Source organism: Bacillus sp. EB106-04-02-XG92 (genome assembly GCF_058791995.1).
Map to the genome: position 1 here is coordinate 14,059 of NZ_JBYTEA010000020.1, position 14,395 is coordinate 28,453.

Genomic DNA, 14,395 nt, shown 5'->3' on the forward strand with positions numbered 1-14,395 from the left:
CACTTCCCACTTACTCACTGCTTGATAAACCCTTTGTAATGGCGTTTTACCAGTTGGCTTTCTAGCTGCTTCATTGTTTCTAAAGCAACGCCGACAACGATTAACATACTCGTTCCACCAATCTGTGCAGATGGAGGAAGATTTCCCAATTTCGTAAAGATAACTGGTAAGATTGCAATCGCTGCTAGGAAAATTGATCCTACAAAGGTCAAACGATACAAGATTTTTGTTAGATATTGTTCCGTATTCTTACCCGGACGAATACCTGGAACATATCCACCTTGCTTGTTTAGATTCTCTGACATTTGCTCTGGATTAACCTGAACAAACGCATAGAAATATGTGAAGGCTACAATGAGCGCAACATATATGATCATTCCCACTGGGTGAGAATAGTTAAAGTTTGCAATAATCCACTGCGATACATCATGTTTCGGGAAGAACTGTGCAATAGTCGGAGGCGTAATTAAGAATGAAACAGCAAAAATTACTGGAATAACACCAGCACTATTTACCTTAAGGGGTAAATGCGTGTTTTGTGCTCCAGCATAACCACCATTTCCTCCTGTTACACGCTTCGCATATTGAATTGGGATCTTTCTAACAGCCTGTTGAATGAAAATAACACCCACAATAACTGCTAGCACAGCTAGTAAGATCAATGCAACTTTAACGATACTCATGAACAATTGATCTCCGATATTTTGAAACTGTTGCTGATACACTTGAGATATAACACTTGGGATCGCTGCGGCAATACCACCAAAGATAAGGATGGAAATACCATTACCTACACCTTTAGCTGTAATCTGTTCACCTAACCACATTAAAAATGCAGTACCAGCAGTCAGTACCGTAGCAATGTATAAATAAGTGCTCCAACCTGGATTCAAAATTAATTGCCCACCTACCATACCGTTAAAACCGATTGACATACCAAACCCCTGAATAAACGCAAGAACAATTGTAAAATAACGCGTGAATTGCGTTAGTTTACGACGGCCCATTTCACCTTGCTTCGACCATTCCGAAAATTTAGGAACAACATCCATCTGCAATAATTGCACGATGATGGATGCTGTAATATACGGCATGATTCCCATCGCAAAGATGGAGAAGTTTTTCAAGGCGCCACCGCCAAATGTATTTAGGATACCTAAAGCATTTAATTGATCTTGTGCTTTCAGTACGTCTCCATTTGTAAATGGCACGGGGATAAACGTGCCAATCCTGAATACGATTAACATCGCTAAAGTGAATAATATTTTACGTCTTATCTCAGCAACGCGCATAAAGTTGGAGATTGTACGAAACATTAGATCACCTCAACTGATCCGCCAGCTGCTTCAATTGCTTCTTTAGCACTTGAAGAGAACTTGTGCGCTTTAACAGTTAGTTTTTTCTCTACTGCGCCGCTTGCAAGAATTTTAACACCGTCGTTTAATTTGCTGATAACGCCAGTTTCCAGCAATAATTCAGGTGTTACTTCTGTACCATCTTCAAAACGATTTAACGTTGATAAGTTTACAATAGCAAACTCTTTACGGTTAATGTTTGTGAAGCCGCGTTTTGGTAAACGACGGAATAATGGAGTTTGACCACCTTCGAAGCCAAGACGAACACCGCCGCCAGAACGTGCGTTTTGTCCTTTATGACCTTTACCAGCAGTTTTACCGTTACCAGAACCGATACCACGACCGACACGGTTACGTACTTTACGAGAACCTTCTGCAGGTTTTAATTCATGAAGTTTCATTCCCAGGCACCTCCTTATATTAATGAGTTATCCTTAAGCTTCTTTTACAGTTACAAGGTGAGAAACTTTGTTGATCATACCAAGAATAGCAGGAGTTTCTTCCTTAACTACAGTTGAATTCAACTTTTTAAGACCTAAAGCTTCTACCGTCGCACGTTGATCTTGTGGACGACCAATTACACTACGAGTGAGGGTAATTTCTAACTTTTTCGCCATTTGTTTTCCCTCCTTAACCTAGTAGCTCTTCTACAGATTTACCGCGTAATTTTGCAACATCTTCAGCGCGCTTAAGTTCGCTTAATCCGTTCACAGTAGCGCGAATCATGTTGATTGGTGTGTTAGAACCAAGAGATTTCGAAAGAATATCTTGTACACCAGCTAATTCAAGGACCGCACGAACAGGTCCACCTGCAATAACACCAGTACCCTCAGCAGCAGGCTTTAAGAATACTTCACCAGCGCCAAAATGACCGTTGATTGTGTGTGGAATTGTTGTACCAACTAATGGTACAGCGATTAAGTTTTTCTTAGCGTCTTCGATAGCTTTGCGGATTGCGTCTGGTACCTCTTGTGCTTTACCAGTACCGAATCCAACATGACCGTTTTTATCGCCAACTACAACTAGTGCAGCAAAGCGGAAACGACGACCACCCTTAACAACTTTCGCGACACGATTTATCGTAACTACACGTTCTTCAAGTTCTAATTTACTTGGGTCAATGCGATGCATCAATTTTCCCTCCTTTGACCATTAAAATTGTAATCCAGCCTCACGAGCAGCTTCAGCTAGAGCTTTAACACGGCCATGGTATAAGTAACCACCGCGATCAAATACTACTTCTTTAACGCCTTTCTCTACAGCACGCTTAGCAACTGATTCTCCAACTTTCGTAGCAGCTTCAATATTGCTAGTACCGTTAAGAGCAAGGTCTTTATCAAGAGTAGATGCACTTACTAACGTTACACCATTCACATCATCAATAACTTGAGCGTAAATATGTTGGTTAGAACGGAACACGTTTAAACGTGGACGCTCTGCAGTACCAGTAAGTTTAGCACGTACACGTGCATGTCTTTTCTTACGAGTCGCATTTTTATCAGCTTTAGTGATCATTCTTGTCACTCCTTTCTCTCACCTAACGGGTTTACTTAGCAGTTTTACCTTCTTTACGACGAACAACTTCGCCTTCGTAACGAATACCTTTACCTTTGTAAGGCTCAGGAGCACGTACAGCGCGGATGTTAGCAGCGAATTCGCCAACACGTTGCTTGTCGATACCTTTGATTACGATCTTTGTTGGTGCAGGTACTTCAACTTCAAGACCTGCTTCCGGAGTCATTTCTACTGGATGAGAATAACCTACGCTTAATACAAGTTTATCACCTTGTTTTTGAGCACGGTAACCAACACCGACTAATTCAAGTCCGCGTGCGAAACCTTCAGTTACACCTTCAACCATGTTTCCGATTAAAGCACGAGTTGTACCGTGTAATGCACGGTGTTCCTTCTGTTCAGATGGACGCTCAACTGTTAATGTATTCTCTTCAATTTTGATAAGCATATCAGCATTGAAAGTACGAGTTAATTCACCTTTAGGGCCTTTTACTGTTACAGTATTGTCTTCTGCAACTGTAATAGTAACACCTGCAGGGATTTCAAGAATCTTTTTACCAATACGAGACATGTGGTCACACCTCCGTTCGTTTTAAATATATATTACCAAACGTATGCTACTACTTCTCCACCAGTTTGTAATTGACGAGCGTCTTTGTCTGTCATTACTCCCTTAGATGTAGAAACAAGAGCGATACCTAATCCGTTAAGTACACGTGGTACTTCGTCAGCTTTAGCGTAAACGCGTAAGCCAGGCTTACTGATACGTTTTAATCCAGTGATTACACGTTCATTGTTTGCACCATATTTCAGGAAAATACGAAGGATACCTTGTTTGTTATCCTCGATGTATTCTACATCACGAATGAAACCTTCACGTTTTAAAAGTTCAGCGATCTCTTTTTTGATTTTAGAAGCAGGAACCTCTAATTTCTCATGACGTACCATGTTCGCATTACGGATGCGAGTAAGCATGTCTGCAATTGGATCTGTCATCACCATGTGTTTTACCTCCTTCCCATTTGTGGGTTTTACCAACTAGCTTTTTTAACACCAGGAATTTGACCTTTATATGCAAGTTCACGGAAACAAATACGGCAAAGTTTAAATTTGCGGTATACAGAATGCGGACGACCGCAGCGTTCGCAACGTGTATACTCTTGTACTTTAAACTTAGGAGTACGCTTTTGTTTCGCTATCATAGATTTTTTAGCCACGTTTTCGCCTCCTCTACTTAGCGTTGGCTTCCATTATTTTTGGAATGGCATACCGAATTGTGTTAACAGTTCACGAGCTTCTTCATCAGTTTTCGCTGTAGTAACGATTACGATGTCCATACCGCGGACTTTGCTTACTTTATCATAATCAATCTCAGGGAAAATAAGTTGCTCTTTAACACCTAATGTGTAGTTTCCACGACCATCGAATGATTTCTTAGAAACACCACGGAAATCACGTACACGTGGTAAAGAAACTGATACTAATTTGTCGAAGAACTCATACATTTGCTCGCCGCGTAAAGTTACTTTCGCACCGATTGGCATACCTTCACGAAGACGGAAACCAGCGATTGATTTTTTAGCACGAGTTACAACAGGTTTTTGACCTGCGATTTGTGTTAATTCTTCTACTGCATTGTCTAAAGCTTTTGAGTTAGATACCGCGTCACCAACACCAGTGTTGATTACGATCTTTTCGATTTTCGGTACTTCCATCACAGATTTATAGTTAAACTTGCTCACTAGAGCAGGAGTAATTTCCTTTTGGAACTTCTCTTTAAGGCGATTCAATGAAGTGACCTCCTTTCTTAAGAAAATTATTTATCTAATAATTCACCAGATTTTTTTGCAATACGAACTTTTTTACCATCTTCTACTTTGAAGCCTACGCGAGTAGGTTCACCTGTTTTCGGATCTAAAATCATAACGTTAGAAACGTGAATAGGTGCTTCTTTAGTAATAATTCCACCTTGTGGATTTAATTGAGATGGCTTAGAGTGCTTCTTAACGATATTGACACCCTCAACGATAACACGGTTTTGCTTTGGGAAAGCCACAAGGATAACGCCTTGTTTTCCTTTGTCTTTACCAGTGATTACCTGTACTTTATCACCTTTTTTTACATGCATCTTAATTCTGCACCTCCTTAGCAAGGCAATACCTTAAATTATAGAACTTCTGGAGCTAAAGAAACGATCTTCATGAAGTTGCTATCACGTAATTCACGAGCTACTGGTCCGAAGATACGAGTACCACGTGGGCTCTTATCGTCTTTAATGATAACCGCTGCGTTTTCATCAAATTTGATGTAAGAACCGTCCGGACGACGAGCTCCGCTCTTCGTACGTACTACTACTGCTTTAACAACGTCACCTTTTTTAACAACGCCACCTGGTGTTGCTTGTTTTACCGTAGCAACGATAATGTCACCAATGTTAGCATATTTACGACCAGAGCCGCCTAATACTTTGATTGTTAAAAGTTCACGTGCACCAGAGTTGTCAGCAACTTTCAAACGAGATTCTTGTTGGATCATGTTATGAAACCTCCCTTCGGACTAAAAATTCCGATTCGTCTATTTAGATAATAACCGCTTCTTCAACGATTTCAACTAAACGGAAACGCTTAGTAGCAGAAAGCGGGCGAGTTTCCATGATTTTAACGATATCGCCAAGTTTCGCTTGGTTTTGCTCATCATGGGCTTTGTACTTCTTAGAATACTTAACACGTTTTCCGTACAAGGAATGAGTTTTGTAAGTTTCAACTAAAACTGTAATCGTTTTGTCCATTTTGTCAGACACAACACGACCAGTATAAACTTTGCGTTGGTTACGTTCGCTCACTATGCAAACCTCCCCTCAATTTATCGATTAATTCCGATCTCTCTTTCACGAACTACAGTTTTCATACGAGCAATTGCTTTACGCACTTCACGAATGCGAGTTGGATTCTCTAATTGTCCTGTAGCAAGTTGGAAGCGAAGATTAAACAACTCTTCCTTTAAAGCTTTAACTTTTGTTTCGATTTCGGCAGTGGTTAATTCACGAATATCATTAGTTTTCATTAGATTCACCACCATTTTCTTCACGTTTTACGAATTTACATTTCACAGGTAACTTGTGAGCTGCAAGACGTAATGCTTCGCGTGCTACCTCTTCAGATACACCCGCGATTTCGAACATAATTTTCCCAGGTTTTACTACTGCTACCCAGCCTTCTGGTGCCCCTTTACCGGAACCCATACGTACTTCTAGAGGTTTTGCAGTGTAAGGTTTAGAAGGGAAAATTTTAATCCATACTTTACCGCCACGTTTCATGTAACGAGTCATTGCACGACGAGCAGCTTCGATTTGACGGTTTGTAATCCATGAAGCAGCTTGTGCTTGTAAACCGAATTCACCGAAAGCAATTTCAGTTCCACCTTTAGCACGACCACGCATTTTACCACGATGCTCTCTACGATATTTTACGCGTTTTGGCATTAACATATTATTTTCCTCCTTCCTCAGAAGCTTTCTTTTTTGTAGGAAGGACTTCTCCACGGTAGATCCATACTTTTACGCCTAATTTACCGTATGTTGTATCAGCTTCAACTGCTGCATAGTCAATATCAGCGCGAAGTGTATGAAGTGGAACAGTTCCTTCACTGTAAGATTCTGCACGAGCGATATCAGCTCCGCCAAGACGACCAGAAACCTGTGTTTTAATACCTTTAGCACCTGCACGCATAGCACGTTGAATAACTTGCTTTTGTGCACGACGGAATGATACACGGTTTTCTAATTGACGAGCGATGTTTTCGCCTACTAATTTAGCGTTAAGATCAGCTCTCTTAACTTCTAAAATGTTGATGTGTACACGCTTGCCTGTTAATTGGTTAAGAGCTTTACGAAGTGCTTCAACTTCAGTACCACCTTTACCAATTACCATACCAGGTTTTGCAGTGTGAATTGTAACATTTACACGATTTGCTGCACGTTCGATTTCTACTTTAGCAACAGCAGAATCTTTTAAGCGTACATTAATGTACTCACGGATTTTGATGTCTTCATGTAATAATGTAGCGTAATCTTTCTCAGCGAACCAACGAGATTCCCAGTCACGGATAACGCCGACACGAAGACCAATTGGATTAACCTTTTGACCCATCGATTATCCCTCCTTCTTTTCTGATACCACAACTGTGATGTGGCTTGTGCGTTTGTTAATTTGGCTTGCACGACCCATTGCACGTGGACGGAAACGTTTTAACGTAGGACCTTCGTCAACGAAAACTTTCTCAACAACTAGGTTGTTAATGTCCATTTCATAATTGTGCTCTGCATTTGCGATTGCAGATTTTAAAACTTTCTCTACAACTGGAGAAGCAGTTTTTGGTGTGTGGTTAAGGATAGCAATCGCTTCACCCACTTGCTTGCCTCGGATTAAGTCTACTACTAAACGAACTTTACGAGGAGCAATACGAACTGTTCTCGCTACTGCTTTAGCTTGCATTGAAGTGCCTCCTCTCATTATCTTCTAGTTTTCTTATCGTCAGCAAGGTGACCTTTATACGTACGAGTTGGTGCGAATTCACCTAACTTATGGCCAACCATATCCTCAGTGATGTACACAGGTACGTGTTTACGACCATCATATACAGCGATTGTGTGTCCGATGAACTGAGGGAAGATTGTTGAACGGCGAGACCAAGTTTTAACAACTTGTTTTTGCTCAGATGCAACTAATTTTTCCATTTTGCTCATTAAGTGATCATCGACAAATGGTCCTTTTTTTAAGCTACGAGCCATTTTGGTGCCTCCCTTCGTGATTGGCGTACGGTTCTAGAAATGAACCGTACTACAATCCCATTATTTTTTACGACGACGAACGATAAATTTGTCAGACGCTTTGTTTTTCTTACGAGTCTTGAATCCAAGAGTTGGTTTACCCCATGGAGACATTGGAGACTTACGTCCGATTGGAGAACGTCCTTCACCACCACCGTGTGGGTGATCAACCGGGTTCATTACAGAACCACGAACTGTTGGGCGTTTACCTAACCAGCGAGAGCGACCTGCTTTACCGATTTTGATAAGTTCGTGTTGTTCGTTACCTACTTGACCGATTGAAGCGCGACAAGCAGATAATACAAGACGTACTTCACCAGAAGTTAAACGTACAAGTACGTATTTACCTTCTTTACCAAGTACTTGAGCAGATGTACCAGCAGAACGAACTAATTGTCCGCCACGACCAGGCTTAAGCTCGATGTTATGAACAACAGTACCTACTGGAATGTTGATTAATGGTAATGCGTTACCGATTTTAATGTCAGCTTCTGGGCCAGACATAACTTCCATACCTACTTCTAAGTTCTTAGGAGCAAGAATGTAACGTTTTTCACCGTCAACGTAGTTAATTAATGCGATATTCGCAGAGCGGTTTGGATCGTATTCGATCGTAGCAACGCGTCCTGGAATTCCATCTTTGTTACGCTTAAAGTCGATGATACGGTATTGACGCTTATGTCCGCCACCTTGATGACGTACAGTAATTTTACCTTGGTTATTACGACCAGCCTTCTTGCTTAAAGGAGCAAGTAATGACTTTTCGGGTCTGTCAGTCGTGATTTCAGCGAAATCATTCGTAGTCATATTACGACGACCGTTAGTAGTTGGATTATACTTTTTGATTCCCATCTCAATTTCCCTCCTTCTTTAGTAAGAATTAAACGCCTTGGAAGATTTCGATTTCTTTGCTGTCAGCAGTTAGCTTAACGATTGCTTTACGACGACGGCTAGTAAAACCAGCGTGACGACCAACGCGTTTTGCTTTCGGCTTGTAGTTCATGATGTTCACTTTTTCTACTTTAACACCAAAGATCGCTTCAAGAGCATCTTTAACTTCTGTTTTATTAGATTTAACGTCCACATCGAACGTGTATTTTTTTTCAGCCATCATTTCCATAGAACGTTCAGTGATAACTGGGCGCTTAATGATATCACGAGGATCTCTCATTATGCAAGCACCTCCTCTACTTTTTCCACTGCCGCTTTTGTCATGATTAGCTTATCATGATGAAGCACGTCTAAAACGTTTACGCCATCAGCAGTGATTACTGTTACTCCAGGGATATTGCGAGCAGATAACTCTACAGATTCGTTTGCATCAGCAGTTACGATAAGAGCTTTCTTCTCAACAGTTAATCCTTTAAGTACTGCTAGCATGTCTTTTGTTTTTGGTGCATTTAACACTAGGTCTTCAAGAACTACAATGTTGTTCTCAACTACTTTAGTAGCTAATGCAGATTTGATTGCTAAACGACGAACTTTCTTAGGAAGTTTGTACGCATAGCTTCTTGGTGTAGGTCCGAATACCGTACCACCACCACGCCATTGAGGAGAGCGGATAGACCCTTGACGAGCACGTCCAGTTCCTTTTTGACGCCATGGTTTACGACCACCACCGCGAACTTCAGAGCGAGTTTTTACTTTGTGTGTACCTTGACGTAAAGATGCACGTTGCATCATTACAGCTTCAAAAAGTACAGCTTCATTTGGTTCGATACCGAAAATAGCTTCAGCTAATTCGATTTCACCAACCTGTGAACCAGTTTGGTTATATACAGTAACTTTTGGCATTGGAATTCCTCCTTCCTATTGTGAATTATTTGCTAACCTTCACAGCGCCTTGAACAACTACAAGAGATTTCTTAGCACCTGGAACGTTACCTTTTACTAATAATAAGTTGCGCTCAGTGTCAACTTGAACGATTTCTAAGTTTTGGATAGTAACTTGGTCTCCACCCATACGTCCAGCAAGTTTTTTGCCTTTGAATACACGGTTCGGAGCAACTGGGCCCATTGAACCTGGACGACGGTGATAACGAGAACCATGAGACATAGGTCCGCGAGATTGTCCGTGGCGTTTGATAACACCTTGGAAACCTTTACCTTTAGAAATTCCTGTTACATCAACGATTTCACCTGCAGCGAATACGTCAACTTTTAGCTCTTGACCAACCTCTAATCCGTCCACGTCTGCATCGCGGATTTCGCGAATGAAGCGCTTAGGAGTTGTAGATGCTTTAGCAGTGTGGCCTTGTTCAGGTTTGTTAGTTAACTTTTCACGTTTATCTTCAAATCCTAACTGGATTGCATTGTAGCCATCAGTTTCAGTTGTTTTCTTTTGAAGAACAACGTTTGGATTAGCAGCGATAACTGTTACTGGGATTAACTCACCGTTCTCAGCAAATACTTGAGTCATACCGATCTTTCTTCCTAAGATTCCTTTGGTCATGAGTTACACCTCCTACATTTTTAAGTTATATAAATTATAGTTTGATTTCGATATCTACACCAGATGGTAAGTCTAAACGCATTAATGAATCTACTGTTTGTGGAGTAGGACTCACGATGTCGATTAGACGTTTGTGCGTGCGCATTTCGAATTGCTCACGAGAATCTTTGTACTTATGAACAGCACGAAGAATTGTGTAAACAGTTTTCTCAGTTGGTAATGGGATCGGACCAGAAACTGTTGCCCCAGAACGCTTAGCTGTTTCTACAATTTTCTCAGCTGACTGATCAAGAATACGGTGATCGTAAGCTTTTAAACGGATACGAATTTTTTCTTTTGCCATTATTTTCCCTCCTTCGTTCGCCTATTTCTAAAATAGACCTTCTCCATGGAAATTTCCCCACACCATGCCATGGCAAAGCGGCCGGGTGTGTCAGCAACCTTCCACTTCATCGCAGTCAAAGACCAACATTGTCTATTATACAATGTTATTCGTCTAGATGCAAGCATCTTTTTGTTTGCATCTGCTTTTCTCTACTTTTGCTATTATACATGGCACTTTAAAGAATTTCAAGTTTTCATCTCATAGAATTCATTTTACAGTTTCTGGGTTTTATTTTATTGATTTTATATTACTATAGAAGAAACTCGTCAAAACATAAAAGCATCATTTCATTCATTATATAAACACAAACAAAAAACCCAAGGGATATTCCCTTGGGTTTTTTTATATCAGTTAAGATTACTCAACGATAGTAGCAACTACACCGTAACCTACTGTACGTCCACCTTCACGAATAGAGAATTTAGTTCCCTCTTCGATAGCGATTGGAGCGATAAGTTCGATAGTCATTTCGATGTTGTCACCAGGCATTACCATTTCAGTACCTTCTGGTAATTGGATGATACCAGTTACGTCAGTTGTACGGAAGTAGAACTGAGGACGGTAGTTAGCGAAGAATGGAGTGTGACGTCCGCCTTCTTCTTTAGATAATACGAAAACTTCAGCTTTGAATTTAGCGTGAGCTTTTACAGAACCGCTTTTTGCAAGTACTTGTCCACGTTGGATGTCTTCACGAGCAACCCCACGAAGTAAAGCACCGATGTTGTCTCCAGCTTGAGCTTGGTCAAGAAGTTTACGGAACATCTCTACACCAGTTACAGTTGTAGAAGCATTTTCTTCAGCAAGACCGATGATTTCTACTACGTCACCAACTTTAACGATACCGCGCTCAACACGACCAGTAGCAACTGTACCACGACCTGTGATAGAGAATACATCCTCTACAGGCATTAAGAATGGTTTGTCAGTTTCACGTTCTGGAGTTGGGATGTAAGCATCAACTTCAGCCATTAATTCAATGATTTTTGCTTCCCAATCAGCTTCTCCTTGAAGAGCTTTAAGAGCAGAACCTTTGATTACAGGAATGTCGTCGCCTGGGAATCCGTATTCAGATAATAGGTCGCGAACTTCCATTTCTACTAATTCTAATAATTCTTCGTCGTCTACCATGTCGCATTTGTTTAAGAATACAACGATGTAAGGAACACCTACTTGACGAGAAAGAAGGATGTGCTCACGTGTTTGAGGCATTGGGCCATCAGCAGCAGATACTACTAAGATACCGCCGTCCATTTGAGCAGCACCAGTGATCATGTTTTTAACATAGTCAGCGTGACCTGGGCAGTCAACGTGTGCATAGTGACGAGTTTCAGTTTCGTACTCAACGTGTGCAGTTGAGATTGTGATACCGCGCTCTCTTTCTTCTGGAGCAGCATCGATTTGATCGTATCCGCGTGCTTCAGCACCACCAGCTTTTGCAAGAACTGTAGTGATCGCAGCAGTTAATGTAGTTTTACCATGGTCAACGTGGCCGATTGTACCGATGTTAACATGGGGTTTAGAACGTTCGAATTTAGCTTTAGCCATTCTAAATTCCTCCTTAGTTTATATAGGTTATTTTATATTTAGGCTAGAAAGTGAAACTTGCGTCCCACTTTCTAAGCTTACATAAGTAGTTATACGTGAAGAATCGATAAAAATCAATTATTCACCTTTATTTTTTTTGATAATTTCTTCAGAAACAGACTTTGGTACTTCTTCATAGTGGTCAAACACCATAGAGAATGTTCCGCGTCCTTGAGTGTTAGAACGTAATGACGTTGCATAACCGAACATTTCAGAAAGTGGAACCATAGCGCGAACAACTTGAGCGTTACCGCGAGCTTCCATACCTTCTACACGTCCACGACGAGATGTTACGTCACCCATAATGTCACCCATGTACTCTTCAGGAATTACAACTTCAACTTTCATCATTGGCTCAAGAATTACTGGGCTACATTTAGAAACCGCAGCTTTAAGTGCCATAGATGCAGCGATTTTGAACGCCATCTCAGATGAATCGACATCATGGTAAGATCCGTCAACTAATGCAGCTTTAATGTCAACTAGTGGATAACCAGCTAGTACACCATTTTTAAGTGCATCTTCAAGACCTGCTCCAACAGCTGGGATGTATTCACGAGGAACTACACCACCGACGATCTTGTTTTCGAATTCGAATCCTTTACCTTCTTCGTTAGGTTCAAACTCAATCCAAACGTGACCGAATTGTCCACGTCCACCAGATTGACGAGCGAACTTACCTTCAACTTTCGCAGCAGCGCGGAAAGTTTCACGGTATGCTACCTGAGGAGCACCAACGTTTGCTTCCACTTTGAATTCACGGCGCATACGGTCAACGATGATATCAAGGTGAAGTTCACCCATACCAGCGATGATTGTTTGGCCAGTTTCTTGGTCAGTGTGAGCACGGAATGTTGGATCTTCTTCAGAAAGCTTAGATAATGCTGTACCCATTTTATCTTGGTCAGCTTTTGATTTTGGTTCGATAGCTACAGAGATAACTGGCTCTGGGAATTCCATAGACTCAAGGATAACAAGGCTCTTCTCGTCACAAAGAGTATCACCAGTAGTAGTATCTTTTAAACCTACAGCAGCAGCGATATCACCAGCGTAAACTGTTGAAATCTCTTCACGGCTGTTAGCGTGCATTTGTAGGATACGACCTACACGCTCACGCTTACCTTTAGTTGAGTTTTTCACGTATGATCCAGAGTTTAACACACCAGAGTACACACGGAAGAACGTTAACTTACCAACATAAGGGTCAGTCATGATTTTGAATGCTAAAGCTGCGAATGGTTCTTCATCGCTAGACTTACGTTCTACTTCTTCATCTGTATCCGGAAGAGTACCTTTAATAGCAGGTACATCTAATGGAGATGGTAGGTAGTCGATAACTGCGTCTAACAGAATTTGAACACCTTTGTTTTTGAATGCAGAACCACAGATTACTGGGAAGAATTCTACAGAAGTTGTAGCCTTACGGATACCAGCTTTAAGCTCTTCTACAGTGATTTCTTCACCTTCTAGGTACTTCATCATCATTTCTTCATCAAGCTCAGCTACCGCTTCAATAAGCTTTCCACGGTATTCTTCAGCTAGTTCTTTGTGCTCTTCAGGAATTTCAACACGTTGAATGTCTGTTCCTAAATCGTTACCGTACATGTAAGCACATTCTTCAACAAGGTCAATGATACCATTGAACTCATCTTCAGCACCGATTGGTAACTGAATTGGGTGTGCGTTTGCTTGTAAACGATCGTGGATTGTTCCTACAGAGTATAAGAAATCTGCACCGATTTTATCCATTTTGTTAACGAATACGATACGAGGTACGCCGTAAGTAGTAGCCTGACGCCAAACAGTTTCTGTTTGTGGTTCTACACCAGATTGTGCATCAAGTACTGCTACTGCGCCATCAAGTACGCGTAAAGAACGTTCTACTTCTACTGTGAAGTCTACGTGACCTGGAGTGTCAATGATGTTTACACGGTGACCTTTCCATTGTGCTGTAGTTGCAGCAGAAGTAATTGTGATACCACGCTCTTGCTCTTGCTCCATCCAGTCCATCTGAGATGCACCTTCGTGAGTTTCACCGATTTTGTGAATACGTCCTGTGTAGTACAGAATACGCTCAGTAGCTGTTGTTTTACCAGCATCGATGTGAGCCATGATACCAATATTACGAGTGTTTTCTAAAGAGAACTCTCTTGCCATTTGGTGTCTTGCTCCTTCCATATATGGATTGGATTTTTTATTTTAAGTAGCAAAAAAGCCACTTTATATTGTTACACATGTCAGTATGTCCAGTACCCTCATTATGTAAAACGAGCGCC

At 41.1% G+C, this 14,395-nt stretch carries 24 protein-coding genes; all 24 read right to left on the reverse strand.

Annotation, left to right across the window (positions count from 1 at the left end; genetic code table 11):
• Positions 1–14: 14 nt before the first annotated feature.
• Positions 15–1,316 carry a preprotein translocase subunit SecY gene (gene secY, locus AC3WVA_RS27425; protein ID WP_000490117.1) on the reverse strand — a complete coding sequence of 434 codons (1,302 nt, stop codon included), beginning with the start codon at positions 1,314–1,316 and terminating at the stop codon, positions 15–17.
• Positions 1,316–1,756 (reverse strand): 50S ribosomal protein L15, encoded by a 441-nt coding sequence (gene rplO / locus AC3WVA_RS27430; protein WP_000766080.1) that lies wholly within the window; start codon positions 1,754–1,756, stop codon positions 1,316–1,318. Before rplO ends, secY begins: the two co-directional genes overlap by 1 nt.
• A gap of 33 nt (positions 1,757–1,789) precedes the next feature.
• On the reverse strand, positions 1,790–1,972 hold the full coding sequence (gene rpmD / locus AC3WVA_RS27435; RefSeq protein ID WP_001085234.1) for a 50S ribosomal protein L30: 183 nt from the start codon (positions 1,970–1,972) through the stop codon (positions 1,790–1,792).
• 13 nt (positions 1,973–1,985) lie between these two features.
• The gene (rpsE, locus tag AC3WVA_RS27440) at positions 1,986–2,486 is read right to left on the reverse strand and encodes a 30S ribosomal protein S5 (RefSeq protein WP_000554646.1); all 501 of its coding nucleotides are present in this window, start codon (positions 2,484–2,486) and stop codon (positions 1,986–1,988) included.
• Positions 2,487–2,507: 21 nt separating this feature from the next.
• Positions 2,508–2,870 carry a 50S ribosomal protein L18 gene (gene rplR / locus AC3WVA_RS27445; RefSeq protein WP_000628816.1) on the reverse strand — a complete coding sequence of 121 codons (363 nt, stop codon included), beginning with the start codon at positions 2,868–2,870 and terminating at the stop codon, positions 2,508–2,510.
• A gap of 31 nt (positions 2,871–2,901) precedes the next feature.
• Positions 2,902–3,441, reverse strand: a complete 540-nt coding sequence (gene rplF, locus AC3WVA_RS27450; protein ID WP_000086558.1) for a 50S ribosomal protein L6 — start codon at positions 3,439–3,441, stop codon at positions 2,902–2,904.
• Between the two features lie 32 nt (positions 3,442–3,473).
• The gene (gene rpsH / locus AC3WVA_RS27455; protein ID WP_000245511.1) at positions 3,474–3,872 is read right to left on the reverse strand and encodes a 30S ribosomal protein S8; all 399 of its coding nucleotides are present in this window, start codon (positions 3,870–3,872) and stop codon (positions 3,474–3,476) included.
• A gap of 29 nt (positions 3,873–3,901) precedes the next feature.
• Positions 3,902–4,087, reverse strand: a complete 186-nt coding sequence (gene rpsN, locus AC3WVA_RS27460) for a 30S ribosomal protein S14 (protein ID WP_001085700.1) — start codon at positions 4,085–4,087, stop codon at positions 3,902–3,904.
• A 33-nt stretch (positions 4,088–4,120) separates the two neighbouring features.
• On the reverse strand, positions 4,121–4,660 hold the full coding sequence (gene rplE, locus AC3WVA_RS27465; protein WP_001080829.1) for a 50S ribosomal protein L5: 540 nt from the start codon (positions 4,658–4,660) through the stop codon (positions 4,121–4,123).
• A gap of 26 nt (positions 4,661–4,686) precedes the next feature.
• Complete coding sequence (gene rplX, locus AC3WVA_RS27470; RefSeq protein ID WP_000558200.1) at positions 4,687–4,998, reverse strand: 50S ribosomal protein L24; 312 nt, start codon at positions 4,996–4,998, stop codon at positions 4,687–4,689.
• Positions 4,999–5,036: 38 nt separating this feature from the next.
• Positions 5,037–5,405: a 50S ribosomal protein L14 gene (rplN, locus tag AC3WVA_RS27475; RefSeq protein ID WP_000615912.1), complete on the reverse strand. Its 369-nt coding sequence runs from the start codon at positions 5,403–5,405 to the stop codon at positions 5,037–5,039.
• A 43-nt stretch (positions 5,406–5,448) separates the two neighbouring features.
• Entirely contained in the window at positions 5,449–5,712 is a 264-nt protein-coding gene (rpsQ, locus tag AC3WVA_RS27480) for a 30S ribosomal protein S17 (RefSeq protein WP_000004106.1), read from the reverse strand.
• A 20-nt stretch (positions 5,713–5,732) separates the two neighbouring features.
• Complete coding sequence (gene rpmC, locus AC3WVA_RS27485; protein ID WP_000855718.1) at positions 5,733–5,933, reverse strand: 50S ribosomal protein L29; 201 nt, start codon at positions 5,931–5,933, stop codon at positions 5,733–5,735.
• Positions 5,923–6,357, reverse strand: a complete 435-nt coding sequence (gene rplP, locus AC3WVA_RS27490) for a 50S ribosomal protein L16 (RefSeq protein ID WP_000928969.1) — start codon at positions 6,355–6,357, stop codon at positions 5,923–5,925. Before rplP ends, rpmC begins: the two co-directional genes overlap by 11 nt.
• Before the next feature lies 1 nt (position 6,358).
• On the reverse strand, positions 6,359–7,018 hold the full coding sequence (gene rpsC / locus AC3WVA_RS27495; RefSeq protein ID WP_000529956.1) for a 30S ribosomal protein S3: 660 nt from the start codon (positions 7,016–7,018) through the stop codon (positions 6,359–6,361).
• 3 nt (positions 7,019–7,021) lie between these two features.
• Positions 7,022–7,363: a 50S ribosomal protein L22 gene (gene rplV / locus AC3WVA_RS27500; RefSeq protein WP_001148024.1), complete on the reverse strand. Its 342-nt coding sequence runs from the start codon at positions 7,361–7,363 to the stop codon at positions 7,022–7,024.
• 17 nt (positions 7,364–7,380) lie between these two features.
• Positions 7,381–7,659, reverse strand: coding sequence for a 30S ribosomal protein S19 (rpsS, locus tag AC3WVA_RS27505; protein ID WP_000124454.1), 279 nt, complete (start codon positions 7,657–7,659; stop codon positions 7,381–7,383).
• Between the two features lie 60 nt (positions 7,660–7,719).
• Positions 7,720–8,550 carry a 50S ribosomal protein L2 gene (gene rplB, locus AC3WVA_RS27510; protein ID WP_000511582.1) on the reverse strand — a complete coding sequence of 277 codons (831 nt, stop codon included), beginning with the start codon at positions 8,548–8,550 and terminating at the stop codon, positions 7,720–7,722.
• A 28-nt stretch (positions 8,551–8,578) separates the two neighbouring features.
• Positions 8,579–8,869 carry a 50S ribosomal protein L23 gene (gene rplW / locus AC3WVA_RS27515; RefSeq protein WP_001205558.1) on the reverse strand — a complete coding sequence of 97 codons (291 nt, stop codon included), beginning with the start codon at positions 8,867–8,869 and terminating at the stop codon, positions 8,579–8,581.
• Positions 8,869–9,492: a 50S ribosomal protein L4 gene (rplD, locus tag AC3WVA_RS27520; protein WP_001127258.1), complete on the reverse strand. Its 624-nt coding sequence runs from the start codon at positions 9,490–9,492 to the stop codon at positions 8,869–8,871. The genes rplW and rplD overlap by 1 nt, the downstream gene beginning before the upstream one ends.
• Positions 9,493–9,517: 25 nt before the next feature.
• Positions 9,518–10,150 (reverse strand): 50S ribosomal protein L3, encoded by a 633-nt coding sequence (rplC, locus tag AC3WVA_RS27525; RefSeq protein WP_048526367.1) that lies wholly within the window; start codon positions 10,148–10,150, stop codon positions 9,518–9,520.
• A gap of 34 nt (positions 10,151–10,184) precedes the next feature.
• A complete protein-coding gene (gene rpsJ / locus AC3WVA_RS27530; protein ID WP_001040596.1) occupies positions 10,185–10,493 on the reverse strand; it encodes a 30S ribosomal protein S10 in 309 nt (102 codons plus the stop codon).
• Between the two features lie 399 nt (positions 10,494–10,892).
• Positions 10,893–12,080, reverse strand: a complete 1,188-nt coding sequence (tuf, locus tag AC3WVA_RS27535) for an elongation factor Tu (RefSeq protein ID WP_001029614.1) — start codon at positions 12,078–12,080, stop codon at positions 10,893–10,895.
• A 117-nt stretch (positions 12,081–12,197) separates the two neighbouring features.
• Complete coding sequence (gene fusA / locus AC3WVA_RS27540; protein WP_000090370.1) at positions 12,198–14,276, reverse strand: elongation factor G; 2,079 nt, start codon at positions 14,274–14,276, stop codon at positions 12,198–12,200.
• Between the last annotated feature and the right edge of the window lie 119 nt (positions 14,277–14,395).